The sequence below is a fragment of the Lentzea sp. NBRC 102530 genome, from assembly GCF_030269365.1.
Lineage (GTDB): Bacteria > Actinomycetota > Actinomycetes > Mycobacteriales > Pseudonocardiaceae > Lentzea.
On record NZ_BSTF01000002.1, the window covers coordinates 348,881 to 365,151 of the forward strand.

Consider the following 16,271-nt stretch of genomic DNA (forward strand, 5'->3'; position numbering starts at 1 on the left):
TGATCAGCAGTGGCGTTCGGCGCGCCGCTGTCGTCTACTGACACGATGCCAATCGTCTCTCCCGGTTTCACCGGGCGACGCCAGTCACCGGACGTGCAGTTGCCGCCCGGCCAGTACCTGGCGGAGGACTTCCCGGTCCTCACCGCGGGCCCGACCCCGCGCGTGTCGACCGACCGGTGGCAGTTCACGATCAACACCGAGGCCGGCCAGCGCTACGACTGGTCGTGGCAGCAGCTGATCGAGCTGCCCGCGGAGAAGATCACCACGGACATCCACTGCGTGACCAAGTGGTCGAAGCTCGGCACCCGCTGGAAGGGCGTGTCGCTCGACGTGCTGCTCGAGGACGTGGAGACGGCCGCGGACTTCGCGCTCGTCCAGTCCTACGGCGGCTACACCACGAACCTGCCGCTCGAGGACCTGATCGACGGCCAGGCGTGGATCGCCTACCGCTACGACGGCGAGGAACTCACCCCCGAACACGGGGGCCCGGCGCGGCTGCTGGTGCCGCACCTGTACTTCTGGAAGTCGGCGAAGTGGGTCCGCGGGATCCAGTTGCTGCTGGAGGACGAACCCGGCTTCTGGGAGAGCGCGGGCTACCACGACTACGGAGACCCATGGCGCGAACAGCGGTATCAGGGCGACTGACCTGGCGGACGGCAGCCCTGGCCGAGGCCACCGACGTGACCGCGAGCGCGCGGAGCCTGGTGTTCGACGTGCCCGGCTGGCCGGGTCACCTGCCCGGCCAGCACGTCGACGTCCGGCTGACCGCCGAGGACGGCTACTCGGTGCAACGCAGCTACTCGATCTCCTCCGCACCGGACGGGGAGCGGTTCGAGCTGACCGTGCAACGGGTCGACGGCGGCGAGGTGTCGCCGTACCTGTGCGACGTGCTGCCGGTCGGTGCCGAGGTCGAACTGCGCGGGCCGGTGGGCGGATGGTTCGTCTGGCGTGCCACCGACCAGGCGCCGGTGACGCTGGTGGCGGGAGGGTCGGGCATCGCGCCGTTGATGGCGATGATCCGTGCGCGAGCTGCCGAGGGGAGCCGGGTGCCGTTCCGGTTGATCTACTCGGTCCGCACGCCGGACGACGTCTGCTACGCCGACGAACTGCGGCGGCGTGCGCGTGAAGATGGTGGGCTGGACGTGCACATCGTCTACACGCGCCGGGCGCCGGAAGGGTGGCCGGGCGTGCCTGGGCGGCTTGGACTTGCCGAGTTGAACACCCATGCCTGGCCGGCCGACTTCGCGCCGAACGTGTTCGTGTGCGGGCCCACCGGGTTCGTCGAGACCGTGTCGGACGTGTTCGTGGCGCTCGGGCACGATCCGCGGCGTGTGCGTACGGAACGCTTTGGCTGACGGGAGAGCACCTATGAGCGACACGCATGTGGACACGCACGTGGACGGCAACGCGCTGGCCGGTGACCTGCGGGAGATCTTCGCCGTGGACCTGACCGTCGCCACTGGACAGTGTTCCGGTTGCGGGTACAAGGGGTCCGTGGCGAGTTTGCGGGTCTATCAGAACGCGCCCGGGGTCGTTGCCCGTTGTCCTGCTTGCGAGGAAGTGGTGCTGCGGCTGGTTCGCGGGCGGGATCGTGCGTGGCTGGACCTGCGGGGCACGGTCAGCTTGGAGATCCCGCTGCCGTCCTGAGTTCGCCCGCGTGATGAGGAGAGCGATGTACCTGCGTTGTCAGGCCGTGCTGTTCGACATGGACGGCGTGTTGACCGATTCGACCGCGGCCGCTGAACGGGCTTGGACGCAGTGGGCCGGTGAGTTCGGGGTTTCGCCTTCGGCGGTGCTGGAAGGACTGCACGGGCGGCGGGCTTCGGACACCGTTCGAATGCATGTGCCGGATTCGGTGCACGCTCGGGCGTTGCGGCGGATCAACGCCATTGAGGTTGCGGATTCCGGTGCTACCACGGCGATTCCCGGGGCCGTGGAGTTGGTGGAGTCCTTGGGGGATCGGTGGGCGTTGGTGACTTCGGCGCCGGTCGAGTTGCTGGAGGCTCGGCTGGCGGCGGTGGGAATTCCGTTGCCTGCTGTGGTGGTGGACGGGGATTCGGTCGGTGCCGGTAAGCCCAGTCCTGAGGGATATCTGAGGGCTGCCGCGAAGCTCGGGTTGTCGGCTGGGGATTGTGTGGTCTTCGAGGACAGCGGCAACGGGGTGGCGGCTGGGATTGCCGCGTTGGCCGGGGCTGTGGTGGGGGTCGGGGTTGCGGCCTTGGAGACGCCCGCTGCCGTCGTGGTGCCGGATTTGAGGGCGGTTCGGTGGGATGGGGGCGGGGTCGAGGTCGTGGGGGCGTTGAGGGGGTAGCGCCGTGACCGTCGGCGGGGGTTGCGTTTCGACGGTTCGGCCGGACCGGACCGGTTGGCATCGCGCCGTCTCAAGGTAAGCCCCCATCGCCAAGGCAGGTGGAACCGGCCAGGTGGTGGGCGTTGGCCCGTTCGGGCTCACTGCGCTTGGATTCGTGGGTGGTCGGCTTGCGTTCACGACTGCGGCTGGCACCGCTCCGCGTTTCTGTTGTCCTCGCCGCGGTGCCCTCTGCCTCGTCAGCGCCGGCGCTTCGCCCTGCCTCTGCCGTTTGCTGCACGGCTGACCGCGCCTGGCTCTTGATCTCGGCGCTATGGTGGGTGCGTGGCCGCCGCCCGACTTGTTGGAGTTGCTCCAAGAGAAGGGAAAGCGCGTTGATGAAGCGGCCCTGGTTCCCCGCTCTTCTTGCCGTGTTGCTGACTTTGGTGTTCGTGCCTGCGGCTTCCGCTCAGGCTTCGCCGCGGTCGGCGATCTTCGGCGGCGGCCCGTTCTACTCCGACGGCCAAGCCGTGATGGACACGCTGCGCTCGTCCGGGTTCACGACCGTGATCCTGTGGAGCGTGCACGTGCACCCCAACGGGGATCTGTACCTGAACGACAAGTTGATCGTGCAGAGCGGCCGGTACGTCGGTGACTCCGGCTGGCCCGCTCGTCTGCGGACGTTGAAGCAGGCACCCACGTCCGTCAACCGCATCGAGGTGTCGGTGGGGTCGTGGGGCGTGCGCGACTGGGAGAACATCGCGGCCCTGATCAGCTCGGGCGGCACCGGCTCCAACTCGATCCTGTACCGCAACTTCCAGGCGTTGCGCAGCGCCACGGGGGCCGACGCGATCAACAACGACGACGAGTCGTTCTACCAGGTGGCGCCGACGGCGGCGTTCGCGCGCATGGCGGCGGAGCTCGGGTACTCGAAGTTCACGTTCGCGCCGTACACGAACCAGTCGTTCTGGGCGAGCCTCAAGTCGAACCTCGGCTCGCTGGTCGACCGCGTCTACCTGCAGGGCTACGCGGGCGGCGCGGGCAACAACCCCGCCACCTGGAACCGGGCGCTGGGCATGACCGTCGACCCCGGGTTGTGGAGCAAGCACGGCAGCGGGTGCGGCGCCGGCGACTCACCGGCGACCGTCGAGAGCAAGATGCGGTCGTGGAAGAGCTCGGCGGGCATCACCGGCGGGTTCATGTGGCTGTACGACGACATGAAGGCGTGCAGCTCACAAGGCAACGCGGCGGCCTACGCGCGCGCCGTCAACAACGGCGTGCGGTGAGTTTCTAGTCGAGCAGCTTGCGCAGCTCGGCCTCGAAGTCGACGTAGTCGTTCTCGCAACCGGGGGCGACTACGTCGTAGGTGGAGTTCAGGAACTCCTGCAGCTCCGACGACTGGACGTGGAACACGGCGTGCGACACGTCGGACCGCAGCTCGAGCACGGCGGTGGTGGAGTTGTGCGGCCGCAACCGCACGTCGCCCGCACCGCTGGTGGTGATCAGGCCGTCGGCGAGCAGGTCGCGGCTCACCAGCCACACCGTCTCCTGCCGTCCCATGCGGAACGTCATGGTCACGGCGTGGGGGTCGTCGGCGCGGTAGCCGAGCTCGACGTCAACGGGCAGCGGGCGCCCGGACGGGGCGATGAAGGCGAATGTCGAGTCGGCGCCCACTCGTGTCACGTTCCTCATGCCCCCTTAGACGTCCGGCAGCCTCCGTGGATGCCTCGATCAGGAAAAGCGATCGGAACGTGATTTTCAATGGTCCTCAAGTATGACTTTTCACATGCAGCGGAACCCGCCAGGTGAGACGGGTGACCACAGGTGTGCTGAGCTGGGATTTTGTTGGATTTGTGCAGGTGGTGTTCGGTCATCTGTGGACGGGATCACGGGCTGAGACGGACGGCTCGCGGCCCGGATGATGGGACTGGTGGGTGCCTCCAACCTTAATTCTGTTTAAAGGTGGAGGTGCTTTCCGTAGCTAATTCGGCACGTTAGGTGACGTTGATCAGGCCGGGTTTCCGCGGGGCCGCAGCCGTCCGCCCGGCAGCGGCGGCGCGGGCAGCCGGTCGCCCGGATAGCCCACGACCCGGCCGAACCGGTCCGTCTCCGCCTGCCACTCCTCGCGGAACGCGGCGATCTCCTCGTGGGTGCGCCCGACGAAGTTCCACCACATGACGATCTCCTCGCCGAAGGGCGTGCCGCCCAGCAGCACGACCCGCGCGCCCTCGACCGTCGAGAGCGTCAGCGAGGTGTGGCCGGTGCCCAGGTAGCCGAGCGAGTGGGGGGCCAGCGCGGTGTCGCCCAGGCGGACGTCGCCGGTGTCGAGGAGGACGCCGTGTTCGAACTCCTCGGACACGGCCAGCGTCAGCGTGGTGCTGGCGGGCAGCACGAGTTCGGCGCCCAGGAGCGGGCTGAAGGTGTGGACCGGGGAGGTGGAGCCGGCCAGGGTGCCGAGGAAGACGCGGGCGGTCGCGCCGTCGACGTCCACGGCCGGTGGGGCGTAGTGCTGGAAGTCGCGCGGGGCGTCGCGGTGCGCGTCGGGGAGGGCCAGCCAGAGTTGGACGCCGTGCAAGGTGGTGGAGGACGGGGTGGACTGCTCGGAGTGGCAGATGCCGCGGCCGCCCGTCATGAGGTTCAGCTCGCCCGGACGGATGTGTGCGTGGACGCCGTGGCTGTCGCGGTGCTCGATCTCGCCGGTGAAGAGCCAGCTCACGGTCTGCAGGCCCGTGTGGGGGTGCGGGGCCACGTCCATGCTGGTGTCGTCCGGGCCGTAGTGGTCGCAGAAGCACCAGGCGCCGATCAGCGAGCGCTGTTTCTGGGGGAGGGTGCGGCGGACCGGCATCGCCCTCGGGCCGCCCAGCGGGACGTCGCGCGGGGTGAGGACCTCCACGTCGCCCGGGCTGGAGGTGCACGTCACTTCTGCGGGCTCGGCCTCGACATTGCTCACGGTGGTGATCGTAGGCTGGCGCGGGGGGTAATTGTGGATCTTCGGCAGCGGGTGTCGGCCAGCGGGTACGTGCTCGACGTCGCGCAGCAAGCGGCCGTCGAACGGTTGGAGGAGCTCCAAGGGCGGCGCAGGGGTGTGTACCTGCACGGGCCCGTCGGGCGGGGGAAGAGCTTCTTGGCCGACGCCCTGTTCGAGGTGGTGCCGGGGCCCAAGAAGCGGGTGCACTTCCACTCGTTCTTCCAGGAGCTGCACCGCCGGATCTCGGCACGGCTGCACGAACGCGGAGCCGCCGCGAAGGCCGTCAAGGAACTCGTCGGCCGGGCGAAGGTGCTGGCGTTCGACGAGCTGCACGTGCACGACGTCGGCGACGCGATGCTGATGACGCGGTTGTTGGAGGAGCTCCAAGAGCGCCGGGTGATGATCATCGCCACGTCCAACTACCCGCCGGACGGGCTGCTGCCCAACCCGCTCTACCACGACCACTTCCTGCCGGGCATCGCGCTGATCAAGCAGATGATGGAGATCGTCCCACTGGACGGCGCCACCGACTACCGGCACCTGCACGGGGCGCCGCGTTCGCGGTTCGAGACCGGTGCGATCGTCCGCGTCGCGACATCGCCGGGGCCGCCCGTCGAACTGGACGTCAACGGCCGGGCGATCACCGCGCTCGCCGTCGACGGGAACGAGGTCTGGTTCGACTTCGGCGACCTGTGCGAGAAACCGACCTCGACGCAGGACTACTTGGAGCTAGTCCAACGGTACGACGACTGGGTGATCACTGGCGTGCCACGGCTCGAGCACCGCGATCGCGAGGCGCGGCAACGATTCTCGAACGTCGTGGACGTGCTGGTCGACGCCGACGTGAGGCTGACGGTGGTGAGTGAGCACTCGCTGGCCGAGATCCTCGGCGGCGAGGTGCGTGACCTCGATCGCACCGCCAGCCGCCTGGAGCTGATCAACACGACCGGGTGAACAGTTGGCCCCGCTCCACCGCCGATAGGTAGCAAAACCCCTGTCGTAGGAGCAGCAAGTGAAGATGGTGCGCGCCCGCGTCGGCTCGCTCGTGGAGAGCAACCGGTTCCAGATGTTCATCGTCGCGGTGATCGTGGTCAACGCGATCACCCTGGGAGCCGAGACGTCCACGGTTCTGCACGCGAAGTTCGGACCGGCCCTGACGGTGATCGACCACACCGCACTGGCGATCTTCACGGCCGAGCTGGCGGCACGGTTGTACGCGTTCGGCTGGAAGTTCTTCAAGGACCCGTGGAACGTCTTCGACTTCGTGATCGTCGCCATCGCGCTCATCCCGACGGCGGGGCCGCTCTCCGTCCTGCGCAGCCTCAGGATCCTGCGGGCGTTGCGGCTCGTCGCGATGGTGCCGAGCATGCGCCGCGTCGTCACCGCGCTCGTCCGGTCCATCCCGGGCCTGGTGTCGTTGTCGGGCCTGCTGGTGCTGCTCGTCTACGTCGGCGGCGTGATCGCCAGCAACCTGTTCGGCGACACCGGCGACCCGCGTTTCACCGGGCTCGGCCCGACACTGCTGACGCTCTTCCAGATCACCACGGGCGACGGCTGGTCCGACGTGATGCGGGACCTGATGGAGCAGAAGCCGTTCGCGTGGATCTTCTTCCTCATCTACCTGATGGTCGGCTCGTTCACGATGCTCAACCTGTTCATCGCGGTGGTGTGCAGCGCGATGCAGGAGGAGATCACGTTGCCGGCACCTCGGTCCGCCGCGCACGACGACCTGCTGCTGCGCGAGGTGAAGGCGCTGCGCGAGGAAGTGCGGGCCATGCGGCAGACCGCCTGACAGGACACCCGAAGACGCGGCGGAGCCCGCACCCCCACCAAGGGTGCGGGCTCCGCGTCCTGCCAGAGATCCCGATCGGCGACGCCGCCGTACACCGATCGGGATCCCTGCAACCCCCGCCTTCTACGGGGTGACCGGGATGTTCGACACGCCCTTCCTGGCCTTGGCGGCCGTGTTCGAGGCGTAGACGACATTGGGGTTGGCCTTGCACTTCGACGTGGATGACACGTACACGGCGTACTCGCCGACGTTGCCCAGGTCCGACCTGTTGTCGCGCCACACGTTCCCGCAGCCGTTGCCGAACGACGGGGTCGTGCTCGGGTTGTGGGTCTCGTAGCCGTTCTTGAACGTGCCCGGCGAGGTGAACGTGCCGGTGTTGTTCTCGATGCGGTAACCGAACCCCTTGACGTCGATCCACGAGTCGGCCGAGTTGGCGCCGGAGATGCCGGTGCCGTTGAAGGTGTTGCCGCTGATCAGGCCGCCCTGCGTGCCCTCCTTGACGTCGATGTGCTCAGCCGAGACGCCGGGACCGATGCGGTTGCCCAGCACCTGCACGCGGTCGGACTTGTCCACGCCGCCGGAGTTGCCGTGGCACTTCCAGTTGGAGTTGGCGGAGCCGATGTAGACGCCCTCGCCGTAGTCCTTGGTGACGACGCCCGCGTCGGTGATCGTGGAGTTCCTGATGACGCCGTCCGCCGAGCTGCGGCGGAAGTGGACGCCCTCCTCGTCGGTCCTGCGGACGGTGACGCCGTCGATCGTCACGTGGTGGGAGTTGTCGAGGACGATGCCCTTCTTCGACTCCGCGATCGTGATGCCCTTGATGTTCCAGTAGGGCGCGTTGTACAACCACAAGCCGTAACCCGAGTCCCAGCCGGAGGTGGGGACCGGGCAGGACGGGGCCGTGCCGGACGGGCCGTCGTTGACCAGCACCGCCGACGACGGCCCGGTGAGCGTGATCGGGTTGCTGGACGTGCCGGCCTTCTGGCTGACGAACGCACCGCGGTAGGTGCCCGGGGCGAGCTGGATGGTGTCGCCCGGCTTCGCGCCCGCCAGTGCGGCCTTCAGCTGGTCGGCGTTCGCGACCGGGACCGTGGCCCGCGCGCCGAAGTCGTCCTCGGTGGACCCCGCGGCGAAGTTCGCCGGGATGTTCTTGAGGAACAACGACTTCGCCGAGTCCGTCCTGGTCGCGTCGAGGCCGTGGCCGCTGGTGTAGTCGCGCTGCTCGTTCTTCGCCCAGTCCGCGATCGGGGTACCACCGACGTCGAGGTGCTGGTAGGCGGTACCGCTCCAGCCGAACTGGTAGACGCGGCCCTGCTCGCTGTAGAACGGGTCGTACGGACCACCGGTCGACAGCTGCTTCGTCATGCCGTTGTTGAAGAACACGTTGCGCGGGCCCGAGGCGCCCGACCACTTGACGGCCTTCTGGCCGGCGCCCCACCAGATCGGGAACCAGTTCGAGTCGTCCGGCCCGCCGCCGCCCTCCTCACCGCAGTTGGCGCGGCAGTTGCCGGAGCGGTGGGCGTAGGAGATCTTGACGCTGTTGTTCTCGAACAGGTTGTTGCGCTCCCAGCCGCCGTGCAGGTTCAGGTCGGAGTCGAAGTCGTTGCCCACCACGACGTTGCCCGACGCGGACCACTGGAACGTGAAGTGGCGCAGGTTGCGCGACGTGTTGCCGGCGAAGAGCGAGTCCCAGACGCGGGAACCGCGGAAGTAACCGTTGCCGCCCTTGCCCTTGTTCCACGAACCGTCGAGGTGGTTGTCGACGATCTGCAGGTTCTTGGCCTCCTCGGTGACGATCGGGTGCGACCCGGTCATCTCAGCGCGGACGCCCCTCACCCACGAGTTGGCCGCCCACTTGAACACGATGCCGTGCATCTCGTCGGCGGGCGCCATGTTGCCGTAGTTGTTGACGGCCTCGGCGGGGTTGAGGTCCGGCATCGCCTGCGTGAAGCCGAAGTTCTCGAACCCGACGCCGAGGACCGGGTCCACCAGCGGCGACACCTTCGAGTCGTACGCCGCCCCGTCGATGGCCGGTGAACCGTCCGAGGTGGAGTTGACCGGGACGTCGAACTCCAGCGGTTTGTCGAGCGTGACCGTCGTGCCCGACACCGATGCCACGGTGAAGATCTGCTGGCGCATGTGCATGTTCAGGTACGGCCACTCGGTGCCGTTCGCGAACTGCTGCTCGTAGAACTTGACCGAGTTGGCCGCGCGGACGTTGACGAGCATGCCCGCCTTGATGGTGCTCGCCGACGCGACCTTGATCGTGCGGTCACCGGCCTTCGCGGCCGCGGAGACCTTCGCACCCGCCTTCCAGTGCACGTTGATCGTGCCCTCGAAGATGTCCTTGCGGTTCTCCGGTGCCGACGCGTGGTCGCTCGCGTAGCTGGAGTGCACGCCGCGCGACTGGACCCGGAACAGCCCGCGGCCCGGCCACAGCCAGCCGCCCTTGCCCTGGCCGAACGTCATGCCGTCCTCGTCCCAGTCGGAACCGTCCGGCGTGAGCGCGTCGTAGCGGGTGCCGGCGTCCGGCGTGTAGACGATCTTCGTGGCGGTCGCGCCGGCACCCCTGATGATCAGGTGGTCGGCGTCGACGTGCAGTTCCTTCGAGACCTCCAGCCGGCCCGCAGGCAGCGTGATGGTGCTGAGCCTCGTGTAGCTCGCGCCCGGTGAGCACTGCGTCCTGATCGCGTCGATCGCTGCCTGGAGCCCCGCCGTGTCGTCGGCCGCGTCGTTCGGGCGGACGTTGAACTGACTCGCGAGTTCGGCCGCCGTGATCTGACAGGCCGCGCTCGGATTCACCTCGTTGTTTCCGGGCAGCACGCCATTGCCGCGATAGCCCGCTTTCGACCAGTCGTACATACCTGAAATAGGCGCACGACGGTTGCCTGACGAGACGTCCAGGCCTGTCAGAGCAGGTGCGGCGGTCGCCGCGGCGGCAGGGGCGGCCAGGGAACCGGTTAAGAGGAGTGTGAGCAGGGGTATGGAGCTTTTCGTCATTGATTACCCTCGTGTGGCAGGTCGGGGCCATTTCTTTGTAGTCGATGGTTTAGATGTGTGTCAAACTTTCACGTCCGTGAAATGGGTAATGTTGCAATGCTTTTCAATGACGAATGTCTGCCTGTTCGGACAGTCGACGGTCCAGCTCACGCGTCTGAATCGAGGGAGGCCGAGAGTCCGGTCGCGACCCGGATGGACGTGAGGAGGCCTCGGGTCGGAGTACCGGGATTTTTGGATTCGTGCCCCGGACGGCTCAGCCGCGGTCGGCGCCCGCGGCTCCGACGATCGGGTGACGCCCATTTCGGACGGCGTGGAATATCGGGGACCTGTGTCATGCGGTTGGTCGTCAGAAACCCACGAAAGTGGGGCTAGCCAAGGGCTTGCCTGCGTTATGGGGCCTACCGAAATGCAGTATCGGGCACACCCGTTCGTGGCCGAACCAAGCCTGAACGGCGGATCGCCGGTTGGGCCGACAGCTGCAATCGTCTGTTCCTGTTCGGCAGTGAGCGTTTCAACGAACAGGAGCCACCTAGGTCATGGCGAGCCCCACTGTGAAGCCGGTTCTGCGCACCGACTACCAGCGTTCCGTCGCGGACTACTGGAACAAGGAGAAGGACCCGGTCAACATCAAGCTCGGCGAGGTGGACGGGCTCTACCACCACCACTACGGGCTCGGCCAGTACGACCCGGCGGTCCTCGAGGCGCCCGCCGACATCCGCGACCAGGTGATGATCGCGGAGATGCACCGCCTGGAGACCGCGCAGGCCGAGGTGCTGCTCGACGCGTTCGGTGACCTGCCGGCGAACCCGCACCTGATGGACGGCGGCTCGGGCCGGGGCGGCACGAGCTTCATGGCCAACGCGAGGTTCGGCGCGCGCATCGACGGCGTCAGCATCTCCGAGGAGCAGGTGGCGTTCGCCAACAACCAGGCGAGGGAACGCGGCGTCGCGCACGACGTGAAGTTCCACTTCAAGAACATGCTCGACACCGGCTTCGAGACCGGCTCGTTCAACGGCATCTGGACCAACGAGACCACGATGTACGTGGACCTCCAGCAGCTGTACGGCGAGTTCGCGCGCCTCATCGCCCCCGGCGGCCGCTACGTCTGCATCACCGGCTGCTCCAACGACCTGACGGGTCTCCGCTCGCGAGCCGTCAGCCAGATCGACCAGCACTACATCTGCAACATCCACCCGCGCAGCGAGTACTTCCGGGCGCTGGCGGACAACGGCTTCGTGCCGATCAGCGTCATCGACCTGACCCCGGAGACGATCCCGTACTGGGAGCTGCGCGCCCAGTCGTCGGTCGCCACCGGCGTGGAGGACCCGTTCCTCACCGCGTACAAGGAAGGCAGCTTCCACTACCTCCTGATCGTGGCGGACCGCATCTGATGAAGGACCTCCTCACCGGGCCGTCCGGGCTGGGCACCTCCGCTGCCCGGCTCGGGCGGCCCGAGGTCGTGGACCTCCCCCCGGAACCGGGCTACGCCGAACGTCCCTGGGGCGACGGCACCGCACCACCGCTCTACGTGCCGGTGCTGGAACGCGAGGACCCGCTCCTGGCCGCCGCCGTGGACGAACGCCTCGTCGCCTGGGCGGACGAGTGCGGCTTCGAGGAGCCGGAACGCTTCCTGGGCGGCATGTTCGGCCGCCTGGCGGTGCTCACGCACGTCGACACGAACGACGTCGACCAACTGCTGATCGCGGCACGTCTCAACGCCGCGTGGTGGGCCGCCGACGACCTCTACGCCGACGACACCGAGATGGGCGCGATCCCAGCCGAACTACCCCCGCGCCTGGCCCTGGCGATGGCCGCGATGGACCCGGTGGCCCCCGCCGCCGAGTTCACCACCGCACTGGAGGAGCGCATCGCCTCCGACCCGGTGCTGGTCGGCCTGCGCTCGGGCATCGCGCACCTCACCTCGCGCTCCACCGCGACCATCGTGCAACGCGTCTGCTACTCGACGTTCGCGATGTTCGTGTCGTGGGGCGCCTACGCGGCGTGGCGCCACACCGGCAACTACCCACCCGCGTGGCAATACCTCGCAACCCGCCAACACGACACCTTCTACACGTCGATGACGCTCATCGACGCCGTCGGAGGCTACGAACTACCCGCGCCGCTCTACTACGACCCCCGAGTGCGCCAACTGCTCACCGCGGCGGGCACGGCATCGGTGATCGTGAACGACCTGGTGTCGGTGGAGAAGGACGCCGCCGACGAGAAACCGGTGTGCAACATGGTGTTGCAGATCGCGGCGGACCGGGAGTGCTCGATCGCCGAGGCGACCGAACGCACCGTGGAGCTGCACAACCAGCTGGTGCGGGACTTCGAGGCGGGGCACAAGGCGCTGCTGGCGGTGCCTTCCGCCGAACTGCACCGGTTCCTGAAGGGCACCAAGGCCTGGATGGGCGGCGGCTTCGAATGGCACACCACGCACCCGCGCTACAAGTGAAGCGTGCGCCTGAGCCACGCCATCCGCGTGGCTCGGGCGCGGCGGGACAGAGCGGCCTCCGGCGCGATCTGGTCGAACCCGTGGCAACCGCCCGGCCAGACGTGCAGTTCGGCGTCCCCGCCCGCGCGCCAGAGCCGCGACCCGAACTCGACCACCTCGTCGCGGAACACGTCGACCGAGCCGACGTCGAGGTACGTCGGTGGCAGGCCGTCCAGGCCGGTGGCACGGGCCGGAGCGGCGTACGGGGAGACGTCCGGACCGCCGCGCGCCTCACCGAGCAACGCCGTCCAGCCCGTGAGGTTGGACGTGCGGACCCAGGTCGTGCCGGCCAGGAACTGGTGGCTGGACGGGGTCTCGCACCGGTCGTCGAGCATCGGGCACATCAGCAGCAGGCCGCGGATCGCCGGTCCACCCTGGTCGCGCGCCATCAACGTCATCGCCGCCGCGAGCCCGCCCCCTGCTGACGTGCCCGCGACGACCGGCGCCGGGAAACCGTTGCGCGCCATCCAGGTCAGCGTTCGGTAGCAGTCCTGCACGGGTGCCGGGTGCGGGTGCTCGGGTGCGAGCCGGTACTCGGGGGAGATCAGCGTGACGCCCAGCTCCGCCACCCATTCCGAGAGGGCTTGCAGGTCGGAGCGACGGGTTCCGGCGACCATGCCGCCGCCGTGGACGTGGAGAACCGGTGGGCTCGCGACGCCGTGCGGGCGGAGCACCAGCACCGGCACGCCGTCGGCGTCCTGCTCGGTGAACGTCACCGCGCCGCCCCGCGTGAGCTCGGCGTCGGTGACCACCCGGCCATTGGCCCGCCGCCACCCGATGCGGTCCGGCGTCAGCGGTGTCAGCGGGAAGTCCATCGCGGCGGCGATCTCCGGATCGATCACCCCTTCACCCCGGTGTGCGCCAGCCCTTCGATGAACTGCCGCTGAGCCACCACGAACACCACCAGGATCGGCACGGCGGTCATGGTCGCCGCCGCCAGCTGGACGTTCCACATGGGCCCACCGTAGATGTCCACGAACTGGGTCAGGGCCTGTGGCAACGTGAACATGTCCGGGGTGGACAGGTAGACGATCGGCTCCAGGTACAGGTTCCACGAGTGCAGGAACGTGAAGATCGCGACCGCACCCAGAGCGGGCCGGGACAGCGGCAACGCGATCCGGTAGAAGATCCCGGCCCGCCCCAGGCCGTCCATCCGGGCCGCCTCCTCCAGTTCCGGCGGCAGCGCGAGGAAGAACTGCCGCATGATGAAGATCGCCAGCACGCAAGGTGCCCCGAAGATCGGCACGATGATCAACGGCCAGTGCGTGTTGGTCATCCCCAACGACTGGAACAGCTGGAACAGCGGCACGATCGTGACCTCGCTGGGGATGAGCAGCCCGGTCAGCACCACGACGAACAGCACGTTCTGACCGGGGAACTTGATCCGTGCGAACGCGTAGCCCGCCAGCGCAGCCACCGCCATCGTACCGACGGTGACGATCACCGCGATGTAGAGGCTGTTCCAGTACTGCTGTCCGAAGGGCTGCATCTTGAACACGGTCGAGTACGTCGAGAACGTCCACTCCGACGGCAGCAACGACTCCGAGAAGATCTCGGAGATCGGCTTCATCGACGACGTGACCATCCACCACGTCGGGAACACGAACGGCACGCACAGCAGGCACAGCAGGCCGTACAGCCAGACCTTACGACTCATGGAGCACCCACTTCCGGCGCATCCGCCACTGCACCAGCGTCAGCGCGGCGACGATGACGAACAGCAGCACCGAGATCGTCGCGCCGTAGCCGAAGTGGTGGAACTGGAACGCCTGCTGGTACAGGTAGTAGATCAACACCGTGGTGGACGTGCCGGGGCCGCCCTGGGTGAGCACCGCGATCTGCGCGAAGACCTGCAACGAGCCGACGATGGTGATGATCGACGTGAGCAGGATCGTCGGGCTGATCAACGGGATGGTGATGCGGGTGAACCGGGTCCACGCGCCCGCGCCGTCGATCTTCGCCGCCTCGTACAGCGGCGCGGGAACCCCTTGCAGGGCGGCGAGGAACAGCACCATGTTCAGTCCGACGTTCTTGATCACCTGCACGACGATCACCGACACCATCGCCGAGGACTCGCCGCGCAGCCAGTTGGGGCCGTCGACGCCGGCCAGGCCGAGCAGGTCGTTCACGCTGCCCTCGGGCTGCAGCATGAGCTGCCACACCAGCGTCCACGCCACCAGCGACACCAGCACGGGGGAGAAGAACAACGTGCGGAACAGGGTGGTGCCGCGCAGTTTCTGGTTGAGCAGCACGGCGAGCAGCAACGCGAGCGTCAGGTTCAGCACCACCAGCCCGGCGGCGAACCAGGCCGTGGCGACGAGCGAGTCGCGCAGCTTCTCGTCGGCCAGCAGGCGCTGGTAGTTCTCACCGCCGATGAACTCGAAGGTGCCGCCGAGCACGTTCCACTCGTTGAGGCTGTACCAGCCGACCATCCCCAGCGGGATCAGCACGAACGCGAGGCTGCCGAGCAGAGCAGGCGCGACGAACAGGTAGCCGACCAGGTTGTCGCGCCTGCGGTACGTCCAGAACGTCACGAGCGCTCCAGCAGCGGCTTGATCTTCGCGCACACGCCGTCGAGCACCGAGGACACGTCCGCGTCCGGCTTCCACAGCGGGTCGAGCGCCGCGCGGATCGTCTGGTTCAGCTCCTCCTGGCCCTGGTGGCTCGGCTTCACGACGCCCTTGCTGATGCCGTCGATCACCACCGACTGCAGCTGCTCGGGCTTGATCAGCGGGTTGCTCTTCGCGAGCGTGTCGGCGTTGAGCAGCGACTGCCGCACCGGCGGGAAGAACTGCGCGAGCTTCGCCGAGTTGGCCGCGTTGGTGAAGAAGCCGAGGAAGTCCGCGGCGGTCTCGGCGTTCTTCGAGCGCTTCAGCACGCCGACACCCGCCTGGCCGATCACCGCGTAGTCACCCTTCGGGCCCTTGGGCAGCGGCAGCAGCGTCCAGCCGAACTTGGCGTCCTTCAACGCCCCCGCCCGCGAGATCTGGCTGATGGCCATCGCCGCGTCGCCCGCGAAGAAGTCCACGGTCGTGCCGGGGCCGGGGATCGCCTTGTCGGTGAAGATCGCCTTGTGGACGAACGTCATGGCGTCCTTCATCTCGGCGCTCGCGAACCCGCACTGCTTGCCGTCGTCGCTCCAGGCCTGAGCGCCCCAGCCGCGCCAGATCGCCGACAGCACCGCCCAGTTCTGGTACTTGAAGTCGGGCAGCACCAGGTTCTTGCCCGCCGCCGCGGCGACGGCCTCGTCCCACGTCGCCGGCAGGTCCTTGACCAGGTCCGTGTTGACGAACAGGCCGAACGGCGAGGTCGAGAACGGGTAGGCGAACAGTTCGCCGTCCTTCTCCCACAGCTTCGTGGCGGACGGGACGAGCTCCTCGGCCTTCTCCACCTTGGCCTTGATCGGGGCGAGGGCGCCGGACGACACGAAGTCCGGCGCGGACTCCTCCAGGATCCACGCGAGGTCGGGGGCGTTGCCGCCGGCGATCTGGGTGGTGAGGGTCGTGGTGTAGCCGTCGGCCGGGATCGAGTCGAACTTGATCTCGGTGACGTCCGGGTGCGCCGCCTTGTACTCGGCCGCGATCTCGTTGAGCAGCTTGAGATGCGCCTCGTTGGCGGTCCACACGGTCATCCGCAGCGTCTTCGGCCCGGACTGCGCCGAAGAGCCGGAACACGCGGTCAACGCGATGAGAGCGGTGCAGAGAAGCGCGAGAAGCCTGGACATCTTTGT

At 67.8% G+C, this 16,271-nt stretch carries 16 protein-coding genes; 9 read left to right on the top strand and 7 right to left on the bottom strand.

Going from position 1 to position 16,271, the window contains the following annotated elements; all coding sequences use genetic code 11:
- The first annotated feature begins 45 nt into the window (after positions 1-45).
- The 5 genes from QSK25_RS05130 (at position 46) to QSK25_RS05150 (ending at position 3,573) form a co-directional block, all read left to right on the top strand.
- Positions 46-645, top strand: a complete 600-nt coding sequence (locus QSK25_RS05130; protein WP_285633670.1) for a sulfite oxidase-like oxidoreductase — start codon at positions 46-48, stop codon at positions 643-645.
- Complete coding sequence (locus QSK25_RS05135; protein ID WP_285633673.1) at positions 615-1,355, top strand: ferredoxin reductase; 741 nt, start codon at positions 615-617, stop codon at positions 1,353-1,355. The genes QSK25_RS05130 and QSK25_RS05135 overlap by 31 nt, the downstream gene beginning before the upstream one ends.
- Positions 1,356-1,368: 13 nt before the next feature.
- Positions 1,369-1,647 (top strand): DUF6510 family protein, encoded by a 279-nt coding sequence (locus tag QSK25_RS05140; RefSeq protein ID WP_285633676.1) that lies wholly within the window; start codon positions 1,369-1,371, stop codon positions 1,645-1,647.
- A 46-nt stretch (positions 1,648-1,693) separates the two neighbouring features.
- Complete coding sequence (locus QSK25_RS05145; protein WP_285633679.1) at positions 1,694-2,311, top strand: HAD-IA family hydrolase; 618 nt, start codon at positions 1,694-1,696, stop codon at positions 2,309-2,311.
- A gap of 374 nt (positions 2,312-2,685) precedes the next feature.
- Entirely contained in the window at positions 2,686-3,573 is an 888-nt protein-coding gene (locus QSK25_RS05150; RefSeq protein WP_285633682.1) for a lysyl endopeptidase, read from the top strand.
- Between the two features lie 4 nt (positions 3,574-3,577).
- Here QSK25_RS05150 and QSK25_RS05155 read toward each other — a convergent pair whose 3' ends face one another.
- The gene (locus QSK25_RS05155) at positions 3,578-3,979 is read right to left on the bottom strand and encodes an SsgA family sporulation/cell division regulator (protein ID WP_285633685.1); all 402 of its coding nucleotides are present in this window, start codon (positions 3,977-3,979) and stop codon (positions 3,578-3,580) included.
- Between the two features lie 316 nt (positions 3,980-4,295).
- Entirely contained in the window at positions 4,296-5,237 is a 942-nt protein-coding gene (locus QSK25_RS05160) for a pirin family protein (protein WP_285633688.1), read from the bottom strand.
- 33 nt (positions 5,238-5,270) lie between these two features.
- On the opposite strand from QSK25_RS05160, the gene zapE reads away from it, so the two are divergent.
- Both zapE and QSK25_RS05170 read left to right on the top strand, forming a co-directional pair.
- On the top strand, positions 5,271-6,209 hold the full coding sequence (zapE, locus tag QSK25_RS05165; protein WP_285633692.1) for a cell division protein ZapE: 939 nt from the start codon (positions 5,271-5,273) through the stop codon (positions 6,207-6,209).
- 64 nt (positions 6,210-6,273) lie between these two features.
- Complete coding sequence (locus QSK25_RS05170; protein ID WP_285635234.1) at positions 6,274-7,047, top strand: ion transporter; 774 nt, start codon at positions 6,274-6,276, stop codon at positions 7,045-7,047.
- A gap of 123 nt (positions 7,048-7,170) precedes the next feature.
- Here the strand turns inward: QSK25_RS05170 and QSK25_RS05175 are convergent, their stop codons facing one another.
- Positions 7,171-9,909 (bottom strand): right-handed parallel beta-helix repeat-containing protein, encoded by a 2,739-nt coding sequence (locus QSK25_RS05175; RefSeq protein WP_285633696.1) that lies wholly within the window; start codon positions 9,907-9,909, stop codon positions 7,171-7,173.
- A 674-nt stretch (positions 9,910-10,583) separates the two neighbouring features.
- On the opposite strand from QSK25_RS05175, the gene QSK25_RS05180 reads away from it, so the two are divergent.
- Positions 10,584-11,438, top strand: a complete 855-nt coding sequence (locus QSK25_RS05180; protein WP_285633699.1) for a geranyl diphosphate 2-C-methyltransferase — start codon at positions 10,584-10,586, stop codon at positions 11,436-11,438.
- Entirely contained in the window at positions 11,438-12,502 is a 1,065-nt protein-coding gene (locus QSK25_RS05185; RefSeq protein WP_285633703.1) for a family 2 encapsulin nanocompartment cargo protein terpene cyclase, read from the top strand. Before QSK25_RS05180 ends, QSK25_RS05185 begins: the two co-directional genes overlap by 1 nt.
- On the opposite strand, the gene QSK25_RS05190 is transcribed toward QSK25_RS05185, so the two are convergent.
- The 4 genes from QSK25_RS05190 to QSK25_RS05205 are packed head-to-tail and all read right to left on the bottom strand — an operon-like array spanning position 12,493 to position 16,265.
- Positions 12,493-13,383: an alpha/beta hydrolase gene (locus tag QSK25_RS05190; RefSeq protein ID WP_285633706.1), complete on the bottom strand. Its 891-nt coding sequence runs from the start codon at positions 13,381-13,383 to the stop codon at positions 12,493-12,495. The two genes, QSK25_RS05185 and QSK25_RS05190, sit on opposite strands and share 10 nt — an antisense overlap.
- The gene (locus tag QSK25_RS05195) at positions 13,380-14,198 is read right to left on the bottom strand and encodes a carbohydrate ABC transporter permease (RefSeq protein ID WP_285633709.1); all 819 of its coding nucleotides are present in this window, start codon (positions 14,196-14,198) and stop codon (positions 13,380-13,382) included. Before QSK25_RS05195 ends, QSK25_RS05190 begins: the two co-directional genes overlap by 4 nt.
- Entirely contained in the window at positions 14,188-15,075 is an 888-nt protein-coding gene (locus QSK25_RS05200) for a carbohydrate ABC transporter permease (protein WP_285633712.1), read from the bottom strand. The genes QSK25_RS05195 and QSK25_RS05200 overlap by 11 nt, the downstream gene beginning before the upstream one ends.
- Entirely contained in the window at positions 15,072-16,265 is a 1,194-nt protein-coding gene (locus QSK25_RS05205; protein ID WP_285633715.1) for an ABC transporter substrate-binding protein, read from the bottom strand. Before QSK25_RS05205 ends, QSK25_RS05200 begins: the two co-directional genes overlap by 4 nt.
- Positions 16,266-16,271 lie beyond the last annotated feature (6 nt).

Excerpts from the sequence above, each read along its gene's own strand:
- QSK25_RS05140 (WP_285633676.1), top strand. The coding sequence starts at position 1,369 with ATGAGCGACACGCATGTGGACACGCACGTGGACGGCAACGCGCTGGCC.
- QSK25_RS05135 (WP_285633673.1), top strand. The coding sequence starts at position 615 with ATGGCGCGAACAGCGGTATCAGGGCGACTGACCTGGCGGACGGCAGCC.
- QSK25_RS05155 (WP_285633685.1), bottom strand. The coding sequence starts at position 3,979 with ATGAGGAACGTGACACGAGTGGGCGCCGACTCGACATTCGCCTTCATC.
- QSK25_RS05195 (WP_285633709.1), bottom strand. The coding sequence starts at position 14,198 with ATGAGTCGTAAGGTCTGGCTGTACGGCCTGCTGTGCCTGCTGTGCGTG.
- QSK25_RS05170 (WP_285635234.1), top strand. The coding sequence starts at position 6,274 with ATGGTGCGCGCCCGCGTCGGCTCGCTCGTGGAGAGCAACCGGTTCCAG.
- QSK25_RS05175 (WP_285633696.1), bottom strand. The coding sequence starts at position 9,909 with ATGTACGACTGGTCGAAAGCGGGCTATCGCGGCAATGGCGTGCTGCCC.
- QSK25_RS05180 (WP_285633699.1), top strand. The coding sequence starts at position 10,584 with ATGGCGAGCCCCACTGTGAAGCCGGTTCTGCGCACCGACTACCAGCGT.
- QSK25_RS05185 (WP_285633703.1), top strand. The coding sequence starts at position 11,438 with ATGAAGGACCTCCTCACCGGGCCGTCCGGGCTGGGCACCTCCGCTGCC.
- QSK25_RS05130 (WP_285633670.1), top strand. The coding sequence starts at position 46 with ATGCCAATCGTCTCTCCCGGTTTCACCGGGCGACGCCAGTCACCGGAC.
- QSK25_RS05205 (WP_285633715.1), bottom strand. The coding sequence starts at position 16,265 with ATGTCCAGGCTTCTCGCGCTTCTCTGCACCGCTCTCATCGCGTTGACC.
- QSK25_RS05150 (WP_285633682.1), top strand. The coding sequence starts at position 2,686 with ATGAAGCGGCCCTGGTTCCCCGCTCTTCTTGCCGTGTTGCTGACTTTG.